General features: G+C 74.6%; 13 protein-coding genes and 1 pseudogene. 6 read left to right on the top strand and 8 right to left on the bottom strand.

Annotated elements, in window-relative coordinates:
- Nucleotides 1-55 precede the first annotated feature (55 nt).
- The 5 genes from LG943_RS17090 to LG943_RS17070 form a co-directional block, all read right to left on the bottom strand.
- Nucleotides 56-1,834 carry a sugar ABC transporter ATP-binding protein gene (locus LG943_RS17090; RefSeq protein WP_270073294.1) on the bottom strand — a complete coding sequence of 593 codons (1,779 nt, stop codon included), beginning with the start codon at nt 1,832-1,834 and terminating at the stop codon, nt 56-58.
- A 92-nt stretch (nt 1,835-1,926) separates the two neighbouring features.
- Entirely contained in the window at nt 1,927-3,021 is a 1,095-nt protein-coding gene (locus LG943_RS17085) for an ABC transporter substrate-binding protein (RefSeq protein WP_270073293.1), read from the bottom strand.
- 140 nt (nt 3,022-3,161) lie between these two features.
- The gene (locus tag LG943_RS17080) at nt 3,162-4,346 is read right to left on the bottom strand and encodes an ROK family transcriptional regulator (protein ID WP_270073292.1); all 1,185 of its coding nucleotides are present in this window, start codon (nt 4,344-4,346) and stop codon (nt 3,162-3,164) included.
- Between the two features lie 498 nt (nt 4,347-4,844).
- The gene (locus LG943_RS17075) at nt 4,845-5,072 is read right to left on the bottom strand and encodes a hypothetical protein (protein ID WP_270073291.1); all 228 of its coding nucleotides are present in this window, start codon (nt 5,070-5,072) and stop codon (nt 4,845-4,847) included.
- 365 nt (nt 5,073-5,437) lie between these two features.
- The gene (locus LG943_RS17070; protein ID WP_270073290.1) at nt 5,438-6,595 is read right to left on the bottom strand and encodes an endo-1,4-beta-xylanase; all 1,158 of its coding nucleotides are present in this window, start codon (nt 6,593-6,595) and stop codon (nt 5,438-5,440) included.
- A gap of 330 nt (nt 6,596-6,925) precedes the next feature.
- Between LG943_RS17070 and LG943_RS17065 the strand changes: the two genes are divergently transcribed.
- The 3 genes from LG943_RS17065 (at nt 6,926) to LG943_RS17055 (ending at nt 10,576) form a co-directional block, all read left to right on the top strand.
- Nucleotides 6,926-7,978: a LacI family DNA-binding transcriptional regulator gene (locus LG943_RS17065; RefSeq protein WP_270073289.1), complete on the top strand. Its 1,053-nt coding sequence runs from the start codon at nt 6,926-6,928 to the stop codon at nt 7,976-7,978.
- A 470-nt stretch (nt 7,979-8,448) separates the two neighbouring features.
- Entirely contained in the window at nt 8,449-9,171 is a 723-nt protein-coding gene (locus LG943_RS17060; RefSeq protein WP_270073288.1) for a polysaccharide deacetylase family protein, read from the top strand.
- Between the two features lie 25 nt (nt 9,172-9,196).
- Complete coding sequence (locus tag LG943_RS17055; RefSeq protein ID WP_270073287.1) at nt 9,197-10,576, top strand: SGNH/GDSL hydrolase family protein; 1,380 nt, start codon at nt 9,197-9,199, stop codon at nt 10,574-10,576.
- Between the two features lie 235 nt (nt 10,577-10,811).
- Here the strand turns inward: LG943_RS17055 and LG943_RS17050 are convergent, their stop codons facing one another.
- Entirely contained in the window at nt 10,812-12,044 is a 1,233-nt protein-coding gene (locus LG943_RS17050; protein WP_408648602.1) for a DUF418 domain-containing protein, read from the bottom strand.
- 548 nt (nt 12,045-12,592) lie between these two features.
- Here LG943_RS17050 and LG943_RS17045 point away from each other — a divergent pair.
- Both LG943_RS17045 and LG943_RS17040 read left to right on the top strand, forming a co-directional pair.
- A complete protein-coding gene (locus LG943_RS17045) occupies nt 12,593-13,891 on the top strand; it encodes an ATP-grasp domain-containing protein (RefSeq protein ID WP_270073286.1) in 1,299 nt (432 codons plus the stop codon).
- 86 nt (nt 13,892-13,977) lie between these two features.
- Nucleotides 13,978-16,062 (top strand): CocE/NonD family hydrolase, encoded by a 2,085-nt coding sequence (locus tag LG943_RS17040; RefSeq protein ID WP_270073285.1) that lies wholly within the window; start codon nt 13,978-13,980, stop codon nt 16,060-16,062.
- Nucleotides 16,063-16,168: 106 nt separating this feature from the next.
- On the opposite strand, the gene LG943_RS17035 is transcribed toward LG943_RS17040, so the two are convergent.
- Nucleotides 16,169-17,146 carry a sporulation protein gene (locus LG943_RS17035; protein WP_270073284.1) on the bottom strand — a complete coding sequence of 326 codons (978 nt, stop codon included), beginning with the start codon at nt 17,144-17,146 and terminating at the stop codon, nt 16,169-16,171.
- A 482-nt stretch (nt 17,147-17,628) separates the two neighbouring features.
- On the opposite strand from LG943_RS17035, the gene LG943_RS17030 reads away from it, so the two are divergent.
- On the top strand, nt 17,629-19,908 hold the full coding sequence (locus tag LG943_RS17030; RefSeq protein ID WP_270073283.1) for an SMI1/KNR4 family protein: 2,280 nt from the start codon (nt 17,629-17,631) through the stop codon (nt 19,906-19,908).
- A gap of 100 nt (nt 19,909-20,008) precedes the next feature.
- Here LG943_RS17030 and LG943_RS17025 read toward each other — a convergent pair.
- Nucleotides 20,009-20,275, bottom strand: a pseudogene (locus LG943_RS17025) (IS982 family transposase); the annotation flags it as partial.

Below are 20,275 nucleotides of genomic sequence, written 5' to 3'. Positions count from 1 at the left end.
CGGTCTCGGGCCGGCCGCGCGGCGGCCGGGGTCGGGGAGTGCGCGGCGGCGGCGCTCACGCGCGGCCGCCCGGGTCGGAGGGTGCGGGCTCGGGCGCGGGGCCGTCGGCCGCGCCGGGGGCGCCGGCGGGACCGCCGGTTCCGGTTCCGGCGGCGGGCGCGGGCGCCCGGTCGGGTTCGGGCAGCGCCGAGGTCGCCTCGGGGTGCCCGGTGCCGGTGTCGCGCCCGGCGATGTGCATGGAGCTGGCGATGAGGGTGTCCTCGGTGAGCCGGTCGCCGGACACCTCGTCCACCACCCGGCCCTCGAACAGCACCAGCACCCGGTCGCAGACCTCGACCAGCTCGCGGTCGTCGCTGGCGCCCAGCACCACCGCCGCACCGGCGGCGGCCAGTTCGGCGACCACGGCGAACATCTCCGCCTTGGCACGCAGGTCGATGCCCTTGGCGGGGTCGTCCATCAGCACCACCACCGGCTCGGTGGGGAACCACTTGCCGACGACGATCTTCTGCTGGTTGCCGCCCGACAGCGTGGACACCGGGTCGTCCAGGGAGCCGTAGCGGGTGCCGATGCGCTCGGCCACGGCGCGCGCCGCGGCGATCTCGCGGCGCCGCGACAGCGCCACGCCCAGCCCGGCGCGCCGGCCCACCGAGGGCAGCGCGAAGTTCTCCAGGATCGGTCGGCCCAGCGCCAGCCCCTGGGCGCCCCGGTTGCCCGGGACGTAGGCGAACCCGGCGCGCACCGCCTGCTTGGGCGAGCGCGGGTGGACCGGGCGGCCGTTGAGCAGCACGGTGCCGCCGGAGCGCCGGCGCGCGCCGAAGAGGATGGCCATCAGCTCCGACTGGCCCTGGCCCTGGAGGCCGCCCAGGCCCAGCACCTCGCCGGGGCGGACCTGGAAGGACACGCCGTCGACGCGGTCGCCGGAGAGGTCGCGCACCTCCAGCAGCGGCTCGGCCGCCGCCGGCTCGCCACCCGGTGCCGCGGCGGCGGCGCGGGGCCGCACCCGGGACGCGTCCGTCCTCGCGCCCGCGGGTGCGGCGGACCCGGCGCCGGCGGCGGCGGTGCCGGTGGTGCCGGTATCGGTCTCGGGGGTGCGGGGGGTGCCGCCCGACATCAGCTCGACCAGCTCCCGCTCGGGGGTCTCGCCCACCGTCACCGTGGCCACGTCCGCGCCGTTGCGCATGACCGTGGCGCGGTCGCACAGCGCCAGGATCTCGGCCAGGCGGTGGGTGATGAACAGGATGAGCACACCGCGCTCGCGCAGCTCGCCCACCACCTCGAACAGCACGTCGACCTGGGCGCGGCGCAGCGAGGCCGTGGCCTCGTCCAGCACCAGCACGCGGGGCTCGCGCACCAGGGCCTTGCAGATCTCCACGATCTGGCGCTCGCCGGGGTCGAGGTCGGCGGCGCGCTCGTCGGCCGGCACCCGGCCGCCGAACGCGGGGGCGAAGCGCTCCAGCCACGGCAGCGCGCGGGCGCGGGCGGCGCGGGTGTCGCGCAGGCCGAACCGGGTCGGCTCCACGCCCAGGACCAGGTTGTCCAGGACGCTGAACTCCTCGATCAGCGACAGTTCCTGGTAGACGGCGCTGACGCCGGCGGCGAGGGTGTCGCGGGGTCCGCGCGGGCGCAGCCGGCGGCCCTCCAGCAGCACCTCGCCCGCGTCGGGCGCCACCACGCCGGTGAGCACCTTCAGCAGCGTCGACTTGCCCGAGCCGTTGGGGCCCAGCACGGCGTGCACCGTGCCGGCCTCGGCCTCGAAGTCGGCGCCGGCCAGCGCGGTGACGCCGCCGTAGCGCTTGCGCACGCCGCTCATCCGCAGAAACGGCGGTGTGTCCACGATGTCTCCCTGTCCTGGTCGCCGGTGCCGGGGCGGTGCCGGGGCGGCGCTTGCGCGCCCCGGCACCGGCGGCGGGCTGCCGGAAGTGCTGCCTACTGGAAGTAGGAGTCGGCTTCCTCGGGGGTGATGCTGTGGTCGACGGCGTAGGCGTCGGGCTCGTCCTCGACCTCGGCGAAGCGCTCGTCGAAGTTCTCGTCGGTGACCGTCTCGGGCATCGGCAGGTAGAGCGTGTTGCCGTCGAGGGCGTCGGAGCGGAACTCCTGGCCCTGGAGCATGCGGACCACGACGTGCAGCGCCGACACCGACACCGAGGGCGGGTTGGGCACGCCGATGCTGGAGAAGTCCTCGTTGTCCTGGCGCAGTTGGTCCCATTCCTTCATGTAGCCCACGCGCGCCTCGCCGGTGATGGCGACCTCGTCCTCCAGGCCCTCGGCCTGGAGGGCCTGCATGGCGCCCAGGGCCATGCCGTCCTGGACGAAGATCCCGTCGACGTCGGGGTTGCTGGAGAGCAGGTCGCGGGTGACGGTCTGGCCCTGGCTCTGGTCCCACTCGGCGAAGTCGTTGGCCACAACCTCCACGCCGGCCTCCTCGAACACCTGCTGGGCGCCCGACCAGCGGTCCTCGTTGGCGGGGTGGCCGTCGATGCCGTTGACCGCGATGATCTCGCCGCCCTCGCCGACCTCCTCGGCCAGCCACTCCGCCGAGATCGACGCCCACTCCGCCTGGTCGATGACCACGTTGGTGACGTGCTCGGACTCCACGGCCTGGTCGATGGCGACGATCTGGATGCCCTGGTCGGCGGCCTCGGCGAACACCTCGTCCAGCGCCGTGGGGGAGTTGGGGTTGACGATGATGGCGTCGACGTCGGAGCGGATCAGGTTGCGGATCTGCTGGATCTGGCCGTTGACGTCGACGTCGGCGCTCTCCACGACGAGTTCGTCCACGACGCCCTCGCTCTCGTACTCGGCGAAGGCGTCCTCAAGGACGGAGAGCATCTGCTCGCGCCACTCGCTGCCGATGAAGCCGTTGCTGACGCCGATGGTGAAGGGGCCGTCGGACGCCCCCTCACCGCCGTCGCCGCCGCCGGCCTCGGGGGTGCTGCACGCGGTCGCGGCGAGCACCACGCCGGCCGCCGCCAGCGCGCCGAACGCGTGCCTGCGGGTGCGCCATTGCGGAATCGAACCCATCGTGGGGCCTCCATGTACTTCGGACGGGATGGGGGGATAGCGGGGTCGGGGGATCGGGGGGATCCGGGAAGGTGCGGCTTCGGGGGATGGGGTCGGGAGTCGGGAGTCGGGGAGGGGGTCGGGGCGGGAGCGGGGGTCCGCTACCGCGCCGCCGGTGCGGCGCCGGCCGCGTGCGCGGCCAGTGCCCGGTCGATGTTGTCGGGGGCCAGGACGTGGTCGATGGCCAGGCGCCCGGCGCCCAGCGCGCCCCCGGCCTCGCCGGCCTCGGTGGGCGCGACGGTGAGCCGGTGGGTGGCCAGCGGCAGGGAGCGCTGGTAGATGACCTCGCGCACCCCCGCCAGCAGGTGCTCGTGGGCGGCGGCCATGACCCCGCCCACCACGATCGCCTCGGGGTTGAAGAAGTTGACGAGCCCGGCGAGGACGTCGCCGATGTCGCGGCCGGCCTCGCGCACCAGGCGCACGGCCATCGGGTCGCCGCTGCTGACCAGGTCCACCACGGCCCGGCCGTCGGCGGCGGGCACGCCCGCCTGGGTGAGCCGCGCGGCCAGGGCGGCGCCGCCGGCCACCGCCTCCAGGCAGCCGGTGTTGCCGCAGCGGCAGGCGGCGGAGTCGGCGCCGGGCACCCGGATGTGGCCGATGTCGCCGGCCGCGCCCTGGGCGCCCCGGTGCAGCCGGCCGCCGGCGATGATGCCGCAGCCGATGCCGGTGCCGATCTTGACGAACAGCAGGTTGTCGGCGGCGGTGCTGCCGTGGCGGACCTCGCCCAGGGCCAGCGCGTTGACGTCGTTGTCGACCAGGACTTCCAGGTCGTAGCGGCTGGTGAAGTAGTCGGGGATGGGGTACTCGTGCCAGCCGGGCATGATCGGCGGGTTGACCGGTCGCCCGGTGGCGAACTCCACGGGGCCGGGGACGCCGATCCCGATGGCCTTGACGGCGGCCAGGGGGCGGCCGGCCTGGGCGAGGAGTTCGTGCATGCGGTCGTCGATGTGGCGCAGCACGGGCTCGGGGCCCTCGGTGATGCGCAGGGGGTCCTCGCGGTCGGCGAGGAGGCGGCCGCCGATGTCCATCAGCGCCACGCGGCAGTGCGTGGCGCCGAGGTCGACGCCCACGACGCAGTTGCGCTCGGTGGCCAGGCGCAGCACCCGGGGCGGCCGGCCGCCGGTGGACGCGCCGGTCTCGTGCTCCTCCACCAGCCCGTAGGCGATGAGGGTGTCCACGCGCTGGGCGACCGTGGAGCGCGCCATGCCGGTGACCCGGGCCAGTTCGGCGCGGGTTCCGGCATCACCCCGACTGATGAGGTCGAGGATGTCGCCCGGAGAGGACACGGCTGCTCCTGCGGAGGTCGGCGCGCGGACGCGACGGGGGTGTGGTGGGGGTGGTGCGGCGGCCCTCGATGGCGGGTGGTCCGCCACTGTGAGCCAGGCCACGAAGCTACGCGCCCTTGTGTCGGGAGTCAATACCGCTTTTGACGAAAATCGAACTAAGTAAGCGACCATCTACCGCCTGTAGCGCAAAAGGGGACCGTCAATCAGAACGCGGTCGCGCCAGGTGGCTGGTCAATCACCCACCGCATTGGAAGACGGGCAGGGAAGCCCGCCCCCGTAGCAGCAAGCACAGGGAAGGCGCCGGGGATCGGGGAGCAGGGAGCGGGAGCCGGGCGTCGGAACCCGGGAGTCGGGCATCGGGGGAGCCCGGGCGTCGGAAGCCGGGCACGGCGGAGCGGGAACGACAGTGGGGGGACGGCGGCGGTGGGGGTCACCGCCGCCCCCGCGGGGAGGCCGGAGGGGCCGCGACCGGCCCGCCGTCCTCCCCGTTATGGCAGGTCACCGCACACTGGTGGCGGTGAACACCTCCGCTTTGACCCCGTTCTCGTCAACGGTGTGGCCCGTCGAGGAGAAACGGAAGGTCACGTTGCCCCGCTTGAACCGGTAGCCGCTCTTGGGATCGGCCACCTCGGTCCACGTACCGTCAAGGTCGCGAATGTCCGCGAACTCCGGAGCGTCGGGCACCTCAAGCTTGATGCGCTTCATGTCCGGTTGCAGGATCGACACCGTACTCCTCAAGTCCACAGGGGGTGCGGAAAGCGGGCGCAGCCCCGCCGCTTCATTAAAGCCGCCAGCAGAGCCCGTCCGCCACAGGGTTGCTAGTGGTATTCCCACAACCACCCCACCGTCCCACCACCCCACCCCCACCGTCGGCCACGACCGGAGCACCGAATCCGCGGCGCGTCGGCGCCCCGCGCCCGGGTTCGTCATCCGAACGATCAGAACCGAGGCCGGGGTTCCCGGAAGCACACGCCCACCGCGCGGTGGACCGCACGCATGCGCGACGGTGACCCCCGGGCACGGCTCGGGGCTCGGCCGGTCGGCCGAGCCCCGGGGGTTGGCGTGGGTTCAGGTGGGGGCGGGTGTACGGGTCACTCGCGGTCGTGGTCGTACTTGGCGCGCTTGAGGGTGGACCACAGGGAGTAATAGGCGGGCTTGCGGGTGTAGTCGTCGGTCATCACCGTGGCCGAGCCCTCGCCCTCGAAGAAGACGGGGACCCAGGAGTACTTGTCGGTGAAGCCCCAGATGGTGAAGGAGTCGCAGCCCTCGACGGCGAGGCAGGCCGACAGTCCCTGGCGGTAGTAGTCGGCCTGCTCGCGGAGTTGGGCGCGGGTGGGGCGGCCGTTCTCGGGGACGTTCATGCGCACGTCCATCTCGGTTACGGCGGTGGCCAGGCCGAGGTCGTCGAACCGGCGGAGGTTGTCCTCCAGGCCGTGCGGGAACGGGTAGTCGAGGCTGAGGTGGGCCTGGGTGGAGAACCCGTGCAGCGGCACGCCGTCGGCCAGGAGTTGCTGGGCGAGGTCGTAGTAGGCGTCGCTCTTGGCGTTGGCCTCCTCCACGCCGTAGTCGTTGAGGAAGAGTTCGGCGTGCGGGTCGGCCTCGTGCGCCCAGCGGAACGCGTCGGCGATGATCCCGGGGCCGAGTTCGCGCAGCCAGATGTTCTCCTCGGTGCGCAGTTGGCCCGCCTCGTCGAAGATCTCGTTGGTGACGTCCCACTGGTCGATCCGCCCGGCGTAGCGGCCCACCACGGTGGTGATGTGGTCGTGCAGGATCTCGCGAAGTTCGGCGTCGGTGAAGTCGCCCTCCTCCAGCCAGGCGGGGTTCTGGCTGTGCCACAGCAGCGTGTGCCCGCGCACCGCCTGGCCGTTGCGCTCGGCGAAGTCCACGATGCGGTCGGCCATGGCGAAGTCGTAGCGGTCGCGCTCGGGGCGCAGGTACTCCCACTTCATCTGGTTCTCGGGGGAGACCGAGCTGAACTGCTGGGCGAGGACACGGCGGTAGCGCCCGTCGGAGGTGAAGGGGTCGGGGTAGTCCTGTTCGAGGTGGTGGCCGCCACCGGCCACGGCGGTGCCGATGACGACGTCCTGGGGGGCCGCCCAGCGCAGCCGGTCGAACTTGGCGTTGGAGTGGGGCGGGGTGTGGCGGCCGTCGTGGCCGTGGTGCCGCTCGGCGGCGGCCGGGGCCGCCGCCAGCGGCAGGAGCAGGGCGGTCGTGGCGAGGGCGGCGGTGACGAAGCGGATGGGTTGCATGGGGGACTCCCATTCGGTCGGCCGTCGGAGATTTCCGGAAAATTCCGGAGTACGGCGACGTTGGACACTAGGCGGTGCCCCGGCGACCGTCAATACCCCTGCCTGCGCAGAGGCGCCGGGGGGCGCGCCGGTGGCGGGCGCGGACGGGGCCTCACCGTGCGGGATACCGCCGGTCGGGAGCCTGGCGGCGGTCCGGCGCGTTGGCATGGGCGGTGCCCAGACCCGGGTCCGGCACGGCTCGGGCCGCCGACACCGCTTCCCGCCGAGGGGTCCCGACCGGTGGCGCGGCGGGCGAGCGCTCGTAGGCTGGGCAGGTACGAAGGAGGAGCAGTGCCCGACACCCCGACCCCTGCCGTGACCATCTCCGCCATCGCCGCGGAAGCGGGCGTGTCCGCGCCGACGGTCTCGCGCGTGCTCAACGGCCGGGGCGACGTCGCTCCCGCCACCCGGGAACGCATCGAGTCGCTGCTGCGCGCCCGGGGCTACCGGCGGCGCGGCAGCAAGGCCGGTGAGGCGGTCGGCGCGCGCCCCGAGGCGCGGGTGGGGCTGCTCGACCTCGTCTTCAACGACCTCGACAGCCCGTGGGCGGTCGAGATCATCCGCGGCGTGGAGGACGCCGCCCACGGCACGGGCGGCGGGATCGTCGTCTCGGCGATCCACCGCCGGGCCAGCTCCGCCCGCCAGTGGCTCGACAACGTCCGCTCGCGCGCGAGCGACGGCGCCATCCTCGTCACGACGGACCTGGACTCCGCGCTGCGGGCGGAGTTGGAGGAACTGCACGTGCCCTCGGTGGTCGTCGACCCCGTCGGCGTGCCCGACCTGGCCGTGCCCACCATCGGCTGCACCAACTGGGCGGGCGGGCTCAGCGCCACCAACCACCTGACGGGGCTGGGCCACCGCCGCATCGGGTTCGTGGCCGGGCGGCCGGAGCTGTGGTCCAGCCGCGCCCGCCTCGACGGCTACCGCGCCGGGCTGGAGACCGCCGGGCTGAGTGTGGACGACAGGCTGGTGATGCAGGGGGAGTTCGACTACGAGTCGGGCTTCCGGGCGGGGGAGCGGCTGTTCGCCCTGCCCGACCCGCCCACGGCGGTGTTCGGCGCCAGCGACCAGATGACCCTGGGGGTGTACGAGGCCCTGCGCCGCCGAGGACTGCGGGTGCCCGCCGACGTCAGCGTGGTCGGGTTCGACGACCTTCCGGAGGCCCGGTGGTCCTCGCCGCCGCTGACCACGGTCCGCCAGCCCCTGGCGGAGATGGGGCGATTGGCGGTCCGCACGGTGCACCGCCTCATGCGGGGGGAGGCGATCGAGAGCCCGCGCATCGAGCTGGCCACCGAACTCGTCGTCCGCGACAGCACGGCTCCACCGCCCTCCGCTTCGGACTGACGGCCCTCTCCCCGACCTCCCGGGCGGATTGTCCCTGGTCCAACGGGTGGCGACGGTCCGCCGAGCCGAGGCGCGGGTCCAGTCGCGCGGTCAGCGGGCTGCGGGGCGGACGGCCCGGGTGGCGTCGGGGGCGGCCCGGTCGGCGGTGCGGCTGGTGGCAGGCCGGGCGGGGGCTGTCGCCCTGTTCCGGCGAAGGCCATGGCCCCCGAGGCGCGGGGCCGGTGATCGCCCGCCCGGACCCCTGCTGCCGCTGCTGTCTCGTCGCCGACCTCGACCACTGTCGTGCGGTGCGATGGCCGCTCGCCCGCCGCCGGGTCACACCCCCTCCCTTCCTCCTTGCGGTCGCCATGCTCCCCTTGTGCCGCGCGAATCCGTGAAGGACCGTTGACAGGGCGCCAGCGTCTCCTTATGTTGCCCTTACATTCCGGAAACTTCCGGAAAACATCCCCCAGTGCGGTCAAGGAGATCCTGTGACCACCGTTCGCCGTCGCGGGCCGGGACGACTGCTCGCGCTCATGCTCGCCTCCACCGTCGCCCTCGCCCTCTGTGCCGCGGCGCCCGCTCAGGCCAACGGTTCCGGCCCCACCGGCGCCACCCCCGACATCGTGGACTCCACCGCGCGCGGCGGCCAGGCCCTCGCCCTCACCTTCGACGACGGGCCCGACCCCAGGAACACCCCCCGGCTGCTGGAGGTCCTGCGCGAGCACCGGGTCCGGGCCGTCTTCTGCCTGTGGGGCGAGCACGTCCGCCAACACCCCGACCTGGTGCGGCGCATCGCCCGCGCCGGGCACACGCTGTGCAACCACACCATGCGCCACGACGACATGAGCACCTGGTCGGCCGCCGACATCCGCGCCGACCTGCGCGCCACCAACGCCGCCATCCGCGACGCCGTGCCCCACGCCCGCATCCCCTACTTCCGCGCCCCCTACGGCGCCTGGGGGCAGACCCCGCAGGTCGCCGCCGACATGGGCATGCAGCCGCTCGGCTGGCGCCTGGCGGTCGAGGACTGGGAGCCGCCCGGCACCGGCGAACTCGTCCGGCGCCTGGAGGAGGGCGCGACCCCCGGCGCGGTGGTGCTCCTGCACGACGGCGGCGGCGACCGGTCCCAGACCGTCGAGGCCGTGGACCAGGTCATCCCCCGGCTGAGGGCCGAGGGCTGGCACTTCACCGGTCCCGCCCGGCGCGGCTGAGCCCGGACCCGGACCAGGAGGTACCGTGCCCCCCGCCCCCGCCCATGCCTTCACCCGCGCCTTCACCTCCACTTCCGCCCTCTCCCGCGCGCGGCGGCGCGTCGCCGTCGTGCTGGTGAGTGCGCTGCTCCTGCTCGGCGGCGCGGTCGCCACCGGTTCCGCCACCGGCCCCGCCGCCGCCGACAGTCCCACCGCCGACAGCCCCGCCGCCGCCGGGCGCGGCGGCGCCTGGGTCGGCACCTGGGCCACCGTGCCCACCGCCACCCCGGCCTCCGCCACCCCCGTGCTCCACGACGAGACGGTTCGCCAAGTGGTGCGCACCAGCATCGGCGGCGACCGGTTGCGCCTGCGGCTGACCAACGAGTTCGGCGACACCCCGCTGCGCGTCGGCGAGGTCCGCGTGGCCCGCCGCGACGGCGGCTCGGGGACCGATATCGACCCCGCCACCGACCGCGCGGTGACCTTCAACGGGCAGACCTCGGTGACCGTGCCCGCCGGCGCACCGCTGCTCAGCGACCCCGTCGACCTCCGCGTCCCGCCCCGCGCCGACCTCGTCGTCAGCGTCTACCTGCCCGAGGAGACCCCCGTCACGACCCTGCACGCCTTCTCCTACCAGGAGAACGTGGTCGCCTCGGGCAACGCCACCGGCGCCGCGTCGGTCGAGGCCACCGCGACCATGACGCAGTGGCACCTGCTCTCGGGCGTCAGCGTGCGCACCCGCACCCCCGGCGCCGGCGCGGTGGTGGCCCTGGGCGACTCCATCACCGACGGCGCCGAGACCCGCGTCAACGCCAACAACCGCTGGCCCGACCTGCTCGCCGAGCGGCTGCGCCACACCGGCGTCCTCAACCTCGGCGTGGCCGGCAACCGGCTGCTGCACGACCCCAACCCGCCCCCGGGCAGCGACGCCGAGGGCTACGCGGCGTTCTTCGGGCAGAGCGCGCTGCGCCGCTTCGACCGCGACGTGCTGGCCCAGCCCGGCGCCGAGCACGTCATCGTGCTGCTGGGGGTCAACGACCTCGGCCACCCGGGAACCTCCGCGCCGGAGTCGGAAGAGGTCAGCGCCGAGGAGATCATCGGGGCGCACCGCCAGATCATCGCCCGCGCGCACGCCGCCGGGCTGCGCGCCCACGGCGGCACCATCCTGCCGTTCAAGGGCGACACCCTCGGCTTCCACTCGGCGGAGAACGAGGCCAAGCGCCAGCGGGTCAACGACTGGATCCGCACCAGCGGGGAGTACGACACGGTCATCGACTTCGACCGCGTCATGCGCGACCCCGCCGACCCCCTCCGGCTGCGCCCCGCCTACGACAGCGGCGACCACCTGCACCCCAACGACGCGGGAATGGCGGCGATGGCGGCGGCGGTCCCCACCTCCCTGTTCCGCCCCGACCGCGCCGGGTAGCCCCCGGCCCCCGACCCCGGCCGGGGGAACCCGGCCGGCCCCGGCGGCCGCGGTCCCCGCGCATCGGACCGGGCGCCGCTCCCAACAGCGGCCCCGGCGGGGACCGCGGTCCACCCGTCACTCCGCCCCGCCCGCGCGGCCCCCGCGCTCCGGCGGGGTGCTCGGGAGGCGGCCGGAACCGCCCACGCTCTAGGGCGGGGGCGGCTCCGGGGACTGCGGGCACTGCGGGGGCCGCTCAGGTGCGGGGGGTGCGGGCGGGGCGGCCGTAGGTCATGCGGCGCAGGAACCACTCCGCCGGGCCCTGGCGGAAGCCCGTGCGGCGCAGGATGTCGCAGACCACGACCGTGCCCAGCCACACCGCCGCGCCCAGGCCCACGGCCTGGGCGTCGCTCAGGTGCGGGGCGATGTTCAGGGCGTAGGGCGGGATGAGCGCCGCCCAGACCACCGACTGGAGGAGGTAGGCGGTCATGGAGCGCTGACCGGTCGCCGCCAGGGCCGAGACGACGGCCCCGCGCCGGCGGCCCAGCCGCAGCGCCACCAGGGCGATGGCGGCGGCGTAGCCGAACCCGCCGGCGTAGCCGGTGAGCACGTGCACCCAGAAGAGCGCCGCGCCGGCCACCGGGCCGACGCTCCACACCTCGGTGTTGACGAGAGCCTGCGGGATCCCGCCGAGCACCGCCAGGCCGATGCCGCCCGCCGCGACCCGGACCAGGAAGGCGCGGTGGCGCTCCGGCTCCTCCAGCAGCCGGCGGCGCTCCGCCCAGACGCCGATGAGGAACGGGAACACCGAGATGGCGATCATCATCGGCCACATGACGGGCAGCGTCATCAGCCGGAACACGGCGTCCAGCAGGGGGCCGGGGTTCTGGCCGCCCGCCGACTCCTGGGCGGCGCCGAAGACCAGGTTCTCCACGGCGGAGTAGGCCAGGCTGCCCACCGCCATCCACACGAAGGCGTGGGTGAGCAGGCGGCGGTCGGTGAAGCGCAGCGCCGCCGCGAAGCACACGGCGATGAGGCCGTAGACGGCGATGATGTCGCCGTAGAACAGCAGCGCCGTGTGGGCCACGCCGATCACGATCAGCCAGCGGCCGCGTCGGCGCACCAGGCGGCGGGTCCAGGGCCAGTCGCGGCCCTCCTCGGTGCGGCGCCGGAAGATCTGGGCGAGGCCGTAGCCGAAGAGCGCCGCGAACATCGGGTAGCCCCGGTTCTCGGCGAACAGCGCCACGGCGGCGGTGGCGGCGATGTCGAGGGTGCCGTCGAGGGTGAGCCCGCCCGCGCCGGTGGTCACGCGGAACAGGTGGGCGTGCACGACGGCGATGACCAGCAGCATGAAGCCGCGGGCCAGGTCGGGCGCGAGGTCGCGCCGCGCCGCCGGCAGCGGCGCGGGGGGCGCGGCGGCGGCGCCGGCCGCCGGTGCGGTGGGGGGCCGCCGCACGCCGGGGGCGGGCGGGGGGATGTCGTTGGCCATGGTGGTACCGCCGTTCGGTGAGCTACGGGAGCGTATCCAACAATATCACCATAAGATACGTGCGCGTATCTAAATGCGGTGATGGTGAGCGACCGGAACCGGTCGGCCGACGCGGCGGCGCGGGGCCGAACCCGTCGCGGCGATCCACGAGGCGGCCCTGCCGCACTACGCCGAGCACGGCCGCGCGGATCCCGCCGGACGGGGGCGCCGAGCCGCCGCGCGTCCTCGGCTCGGCGTACTGACCCCGCCGCCCGGTCCGCGCGCCGCCCGGTCCGCGCGCCGCGCGGACCGGGCGGCGGATTCGCGCACCGGTATCCCCTCGATTCCCCTCGGCGCCGGCGCGCGCCGCGACCGGCCCGTCGCGGTGCGCGGCAACCCGTGCCTCCCCTGGTGGTGCGCGCCTTCCGCCGCCGCCCGCGGGCACCCGCCCCACCGCCGCCCCGGGGCCGCTGTGGCGGGTGTCTCCCCCTGGATCGGCGCGGGCGGACGGTAGTTCCGCGCCGGTCGGGGTAGCCCGCGCCCCAGCGGACGACGGGAAATGAGGCCAGATGGACACGAGTGAGCACAAGAACGTCTTCGTCGTCGGACTCGACGACAAGAACCGCGAGACCCTGGCGCACGTGCCCGACGCGGCGCGGCTGCGGTTCCACGGGCTGCTGGACCCCGGGGAGCTGCAAGAGGGCGAGGTGGACATCGAGGCGCTGCTGGACAAGGCGCGCTCCCAGCTCGACTCCTTCGACGGCAGCATCGACGCCATCGTGGGCTACTGGGACTTCCCGGTCAGCATGCTGGTGCCGATCCTGACCGCCGAGTACGGCCTGCCGGGCACCAGCCTGGAGTCGGTGGTCAAGTGCGAGCACAAGTACTGGAGCCGCCTGGAGCAGAGCAAGGTCATCTCCGAGCTGCCGCGCTTCGCCCTGGTGGACCTGGAGGGCCCCGCCCGGCCCCCCGAGGGCCTGGAGTTCCCCATGTGGCTCAAGCCGGTGAAGTCGTTCTCCTCCGACCTGGCGTTCCGGGTGGAGGACGAGAAGGAGTTCACCGAGGCGGTCGACCGGATCCGCGAGGGCATCGGCCGCATCGGGCGGCCCTTCGAGAGCATCCTCTCCCGCCTGGACCTGCCGCCCGAGGTGGCCGAGGCCGGCGGGCAGGCGTGCCTGGCCGAGGAGGCGCTGCGCGGCGTGCAGGTGGCCGTCGAGGGCTACGTGCACAACGGCGAGGTGGTGGTCTACGGGGTCCTGGACTCCGTCGACTACCCGGGCAGCCCCGTGTTCCTGCGCCACCAGTACCCCTCGGTGCTGGACGACGACGTGGTGGCCCGGCTGGACGACATCTCCCGGCGCGTCATCACCCAGGTGGGCCTGGACTCCGCCACCTACAGCATCGAGTTCTTCTACGACCCCCTGACCGGCGACATCAACCTGCTGGAGATCAACGCCCGGCACTCCCAGTCCCACGCGGAGCTGTTCGAGTACGTCGACGGCCTGCCCAACCACGACTTCATGATCAGCCTGGGCCTGGGCCGCGAGCCCCGGATGCCGGAGAACCGCGGCCGCTACCCGCTGGCCGCCAAGTGGTACTACCGGCGCTTCACCGACGCCCGCGTGGTGGCGGTGCCCGACCAGGAGGAGATCGACCGGCTCACCGCCGAGATCCCCGGACTCAAGATCAAGGTCGTGCCCCGGCCCGGCCAGCGCCTGTCGGACATGATCGACCAGGACAGCTACAGCTTCGAGCTGGCGCACCTGTTCATCGGCGCCGAGGACGAGACCGCCCTGCGCGCCAAGTACGAGCGCTGCGTCGAGGAGCTGACCTTCGAGTTCGACCACATCGAGGCGCCCGGGAGCTGAGCCGGCCCGCCGCCCGGGGCCGCCCCCGGGCAGGCTCGCCCCGAGCAGACCGCCGCCCCCGGACCGAGAGGGAGGACCACGGCCTTATGCGCGAGGTCACCGCGCTGCCGCACGCCATCAAGGAAGAGGAGCACGTCTGGATCCCGATGCCCGACGGCGTCCGGCTGTCGGCCCGCATCTGGCGGCCGGCCTCCGCCGAGGAGGAGCCGGTGCCCGGGGTCCTGGAGTACATCCCCTACCGCAAACGCGACCTCACCTCCGTGCGCGACTCCATCCACCACCCCTACATCGCCGGCCACGGCTACGCGTGCGTGCGTGTGGACCTGCGCGGCACCGGCGACTCCGAGGGGGTGCTCGCCGACGAGTACCTGGAGCGGGAGCAGGCCGACGCCGAGGCCGTCATCGACTGGATCGCCGCCCAGCCCTGGTGCGACGGCAACGTCGGCATGATGGGGATCTCCTGGGGCGCCTTCGCCGCCCTCCAGGTCGCCGCGCGGCGGCCCGAGCACCTCAAGGCGATCGTCATCGCGTCCTTCACCGACGACCGCTTCGCCGACGACATGCACTACATGGGCGGCTGCCTGCTGTCGGACAACCTCGCCGAGGCCGGCACCATGTTCGCCCACGGCACCTGCCCGCCCGACCCCGAGATCGTGGGGGAGCGCTGGCGCGAGATGTGGACCGAGCGGCTGGAGGGCACCCGGCCCTGGGTGCTGCGCTGGCTGGAGCACCAGCGCCGCGACGACTACTGGCGGCACGCCTCGGTCTGCCAGGACTACGCGGCGGTGGCCTGCCCCGTGCTGGCCTCCAGCGGCTGGGCCGACGGCTACTCCAACGCGGTGACCCGGCTGCTGGCCCGCCTGGAGGTCCCGCGCAAGGGGCTGATCGGCCCCTGGTCGCACAAGTTCCCGCACCTGGGCGAGCCCGGCCCGGCCATCGGCTACCTCCAGGAGGTGGTGCGCTGGTGGGACCACTGGCTCAAGGGCGTCGACAACGGGGTCATGGACGGCCCCATGCTGCGCGCCTGGATGCAGGACAGCGTGCCCCCCTCGACCTCGTACGAGGAGCGGCCGGGCCGCTGGGTGGGCGAGCCCGAGCTGCCCTCGCCCAACGTGGACGTGCGGGCCTACCCCCTCAGCGAGAACCGCATCGAGCCCTCGCAGGCGCCCCCCGGGTCCGCCGCCGGCGGCGGACCCGCCACGGAGCTGCACGCCGAGACCGGTGCCGAGGCCGCCGGCGGCGGGCTCACCGTGCGCTCGCCGCTGTCGGTGGGCCAGTTCGCCGGCAAGTGGGCCTCCTACAACGCCCCGCCCGACCTGCCCTACGACCAGCGCGAGGAGGACGGCGGGTCGCTGGTGTTCAACACCCCCGTGCTCGCCGAGCGCACCGAGATCCTGGGCGCGCCGGTGGTGGAGCTGTCGGTGTCGGCCGACCGGCCGGTGGCCATGGTCGCCGCGCGGCTGTCCGACGTCGCCCCCGACGGCCGCGCCACCCGGGTGACCTACGGCCTGCTCAACCTCACCCACCGCGACAGCCACGACAACCCCGAGCCGCTGGAGCCCGGCCGCCGCTACCGGGTGCGGGTGCAGCTCAACGGGGTGGCGCAGGCGTTCCCGGCCGGTCACCGTATCCGGCTGTCGCTGTCCAGCTCCTATTGGCCGCTGGCCTGGCCGCCGCCCGAGCCCGCGCTGCTGACCGTCTATCCGCACGAGAGCGCGCTGCTGCTGCCGGTGCGCCCGCTGGACGCCCCCCAGGGCACCGAGCCCGAGCCCTTCGGCGCGCCGGAGGGCACGCCGCGCGCCTCGGCCACCCGGCTGGAGCCCGACGAGCACCGCTGGGAGGTCCGCCGCGACCTGGTCGACTACCGCTCGGCGCTGGAGATCGTCAAGGACAACGGCACGGTGCGCTACGACGACGTCGGCATGGAGGTGGGCCGGCGCGCCTACGAGGAGTACGAGTCCTTCGCCGACGACTTCACCTCGGCGCGCGGGGAGTCCACCTGGACCATGCGGTTCGGGCGCGGCGACTGGCAGACCACCACGGTGACGCGCACGGTGCTGTCGTGCACGGCCGAGGAGTTCCTGGTGCACGCCACCCTGGACGCCTACGAGGGCGACCGCCGGGTGTTCTCCCGGGAGTGGTCGGAGACCTGCCCGCGCGACCTGCTGTGAACCGGGCGGTGAACCGGGCGGTGAACCGGGCGGCGGGCCGCCGGGGCGGGCGCACGGACGGCGCCCGCCCCCGCCCGGTCCGCCCGGCCCCGGGCGCCGCGCCGGCCTACTCCTCGGTCTCCTCGGCTTCCTCGCCCTCGAAGAGGTCGCCGACCTCGTCCATGACCTCGGCGGCGGCGTAGCCGGCCGCCAGGCCGCCCGCCGCGCCCAGCGCCAGCCCGGCCACGGCGCCCATCCCGCCGCCGTGGTCGTCGTCGTGGCCGGGGTGGTAGCCGCCGTGGCCGTGGTGCTCGTGGCCGAACAGCGCGCGGTGGCGGTCCAGCGCGTGGTCGATCCACGACGCCACCGCCTCGGCCCAGTCCAGCCGGTCCGCGTCGGCGTGCTCCACGCGGAACAGGCCGTAGAGGTCGCCGCCCGGGGTGAACATGCCGCCGCGCCGGTCGAACTCCAGCACCACGTCCATGCCGTGCGGGTCGGCGACGAAGGTGAGTTCGACCTCGCCGATCTCGTGGGCGTAGTGCGGCGCCGGGTGGAACTCGATCTCCTGGAACAGCGGGAACTCCTGCCGGGTGCCGGCCAGGTGCCCGGTCTCGATGTCGGTGCGCTTGAGGGTGAACCCGAGCCGGGCGAAGGCGTCGAGCACCCGCTCCTGCACCGCCAGCGGGTAGACCCGCACCGGGTCGAGGTCGCCCTTGTCGGGGGCGCGCGCGATCACCACCTCGGTGCGCAGCCCCAGCACCGCGCCGGGCAGCGGGCCGTGGGCGGCGTCGGTGATGGGCGCCTGCCAGGGCACGGGGTAGCGGAACGGCAGCGAGCGCCGCTCGCCCGGCGCCAGGGTGAGGGGGCCGACCACCGGCACCCGGGCGAACTCCGCGCCCGCCGCCTGGTCGCCGTCGTCGGAGTCCAGTTCGACGCGGGCGGCCAAAGCCACGGCGATCTCGTCGATGCGGGCCTCGGCCTCACCGCCGGTCAACTCGATGTGGCCCTCCAGCAGCGCGCCGGGGCGAGTGCCGCGCCCGGTGAGCACCGTGTCGACGCTCGGGCCGCCCACGCCGAAGGCCGCGAGAAAACGTTTGAAGCCCATCCTGACCCTTTCAAGGGGGTGGACGCGCCCGTGTGCGGCCCCGCTCCGGCCGGGGCGGCGGCGCGTCCGTCGTCACCCGCGCCAACGGCACGCCGGCCCGCGCGGTTCCGCACCCGGTGTTTCGGCCGGCGGCGGGGTGCGGTCCGACCCGCCCCTAACCGGCGCGGCCCGGATGCGCCGCGCCGCGCGGGGCACGCCCCCGCACCCCCGCCGGCCCGCGACCGGGGCGGGCGCGGTGCAGGTGGCGGCGGGCGGGCGGTGCCGCGCGCCCGTGGAGCGGGGCCGCCGGGGGTGCCGGGGGCCGGTCCCCGGCGGGAGCCGGACGCGCGGAACGCCGTGACCACCGCCACAGTGGACCGGCGCCGGCGGGCCGGCGGGTGTTGTCGCAGCCGGGCGGTAGTCTGCTCGCGCTTTCGAGCCGAACCGTCAAAACCCCCGCCCCCCGCCCCCTTTCCCGGGTGCCCGTCCCCACGAGGAACACCATGCCCGACACCGCCGACGCCCCCGGCGCCGCCGACACCCCCGAGTCCCCCGACTCGGACGCCGCCGCACCGCGCGCCCTCGCCTTCCGCACGGAGCGCCGCCCCTTCGGCGGCGGGGAGTGGCACGCCTACCGGACGCTGACCCTCCGCTTCGAGCCGGGCGAGCCCGTCGCGCTCGCCCAGCTCTCCTGGCGCGACATCGGCGGCGCCGACGCGGTGGTCTCCTTCGCGCCCGACATGTCCGCCTTCCTCGGCGTGCGCACCGCCGCCGGCGGCACCCCCGAGGAGTGGCGCGGCCACGCCGTGCAGCCGGCCGTCGACCCCGAACCGCAGCGGTTCGCCGTCACCACCGGGGGATCCGACGGCGATGAGTTGGCGCTGCTCGTGGCCGACGGCGGCGCCACCCTGACCCGCCTGTCCTGGACGGACCGCGCCGGCGGCGGGGGCGCCGTCGCGCTGCGGACCGGCGGGCTGCCCGCCGGCGGCGAGGTCACCGGCAGCGTGCGCGAGGTCGCCGCCAGCGCCGAGTTCACCGAGGCCGGCGAGGTCGCCGAGTCCGTCCTGCACGTGCGCTCCGACAAGTGGCTGGCGCCGGAGCCCGGCCCCTGCTGGCTGCACTTCACCATGGTCGAACCCGTGGTGGTCCGCTACTACACGCTGACCTCCGCCAACGACTTCGCCGAGCGCGACCCCCGCGAGTGGGTGCTCAGCGGCTCGGTCGACGGCGAGACCTGGACCGAGCTGGACACCCGCACCGACGAGGTGTTCCCCGACCGCCACCACCTCCGCGGCTTCGACATCACCGGCCCCGCGCGCGAGACCCCCTACCGCCACTTCCGGCTGCGCGTCCTGCGCAACGGCGGCGCCGACTGCACCCAGCTCGAGCGGGTGCGGTTCTTCTCCTCCGGCCCCCTCCACGAGTCCTTCGCCGGCCACCGCCACGCGCCGGGACGGGCACCCGAGCCCTACGCCGGGGTCGCCGCCCGCCCCTCCACCGAGCCGATCGTGCCCGCCTCCGGCCCCTTCCGCGGCTACGTGGAGCAGGGCCGCCGACCGCCCGCCGTCCTCTCCGACCCGTCCCGGCTGACCACCCCCGAGGACTGGCGCGCCTTCCTGTCCTCCTACAGCGCCGACATGCTGCGGGTGAGCGGCGACGACCTGATCGACGTCACCGACGACCAGCGCGCCGCCTCCTGGCTGGGGTTCGAGGGCGCCACCGAGGACGAGCTGGCGGCGCTGGAGGAGCGGTTGGGCACCGCGCTGCCGCCCAGCTACCGCGCGTTCCTCGCCGCCTCCAACGGCTGGACCAACATCAGCGGGTTCACCTACGAGCTGCTGGGCGCCGCCGACGTCCACTGGCTGCACGAGCACCCGGACCAGCCCCTGGAGCCCGACTACGTGTTGGACGAAGACGGACTGAAGGGGCCGGCGCTCTTCATCTCCGGCGAGAGCGACGCCCAGTACTGGGTGCTGGACGCCGGCGACGTCTCGCCCGACGGCGAGTGGGCCGCCTACATCTGGGCGAGCTGGTTCCCCGGCCTGAGCGACCGCTTCCGCTCCTTCGCCGACCTCGTGGTCGAGGAGCGCCGCGGCTGGGAGTCCCTGGAGGGCTCCTCGGGCAACCCGGTGCACCCCGAGGGCGCCGACGACCTCCTGCGCGAGGGCAACCGCGCCGCGCTGCGCGGCGACGTCCAGGGCGCGCTGGACGCCTACGAGAAGGCCGAGGACAAGGGCTCCGGCGCCGCCTCCTACCTGCGCGTCCTGCTGGAGGCGTTCACCGAGCCCCGCTTCAGCCACCACGACCTGCGCCACGTGCTGCACCGGGAGCACGTGGCCGCCGCCGTGGGCGCCGAGCGGCTGCGCGCCGAGGCCGTGCCGCTCTACCTCGACCGCAGCCAGTCCGACCTCAACGCCGCCACCCCGGCCGACGCCCGGCGGCACTGGGCCGCCCAGCTCGCCGAGATGCTGCCAGGCGTGCCGGTGCCCCAGGGCGACGCCCTGGACGACCCCGCCGCGGCGGACTGGCTGGCCGGGCGGGAACTCCCCGAGCCGCCCGAGTTCGAGGCGGCCCTGGCCGCCGCCCGCGCCCTGGCGGCCGAGGGCGACACCGACGCCGCCTGGGCCGCGATCGAGGCGGCGCTGCCCGCCTGGTACCCGGTCGAGGAGAACCGGATCGTCCCCGTGGTGCTGCTGGTCGACCCCGCCCTGCGCGAGGTGGTCACCCCGCGCCGGGCGCGGTCGGTGGTCTACACCCCGCGCGGCGCGGAGCGGCCGGCCTAACGCCGGGCCGGCCGAAGACCGGGCCGGGCGGGGTCCCGGCGGGGCGCGTCGCTCCGCCGGGGGCCTCCGCTAGATCGTTGATGGGGAATTGGTGTCCTGGTCAGTGGTCGTAAGCGATCAATGACCGCTTGACCGGGGCCCCGATCAACCAGTTGTGCCAGATCGCGGCGTTGAGCGCGCACACCCGCTGGCAGGTGCGCGCCCACAGGCCCTCGGTGGTGCGGGCGGCGTGCCGCTCCAGGCCGAGCTGGTTCTTCAGCGTCCAGATGACGGCTTCGATCCGCTGGCGCAGCCAGGACGGGAACACCTTCACCTGGGGTTCGGGCTCGTCCTGGCGGACCGGGCGGATGAGCAGATGGCCCAGTTC

This window comes from Streptomonospora mangrovi, assembly GCF_027604915.1.
Taxonomy (GTDB): Bacteria; Actinomycetota; Actinomycetes; order Streptosporangiales; family Streptosporangiaceae; genus Streptomonospora; species Streptomonospora mangrovi.
Note: the sequence above shows the minus strand (reverse complement) of the source record. Positions and strands in the feature narration are given on the sequence as shown.